We start from the raw sequence: 317 nt of genomic DNA on the forward strand, positions 1-317 counted from the left end.
CATCCACAGCGGGTGAGGTTGCGGCATCCGGTGATGGTGATCCTGTCTGTGCACCTTTGTCTGGCAATGTCTGGAAGGTGTTGGTTGATACTGGCGATCAGGTGGAAGAAGGCGATGTTGTCGTGATTCTGGAAGCCATGAAGATGGAAACCGAAGTGCGTGCTCCTCGAGCAGGTACGGTGACCGGTGTTTCAGCCAAAGAAGGTGTGTCAGTGAAAGTGGGCGACACTCTGTACAACCTCGCGTAAGGAGTGCCTGAATGGAAAGCTTGATTAACCTGTGGCATGACAGCGGCTTGTATCAGATGGAGCTTGGCC

At 53.6% G+C, this 317-nt stretch carries 1 protein-coding gene; it reads left to right on the plus strand.

The genetic code is table 11. The annotated features are described in order from the left end of the window. Positions 1 to 248 (plus strand): biotin/lipoyl-containing protein (locus Q4563_RS18310; RefSeq protein ID WP_303605523.1); only part of this gene is annotated, 248 nt, incomplete at its 5' end. Positions 249 to 317 lie beyond the last annotated feature (69 nt).

The organism is Gilvimarinus sp. 1_MG-2023 (assembly GCF_030548285.1).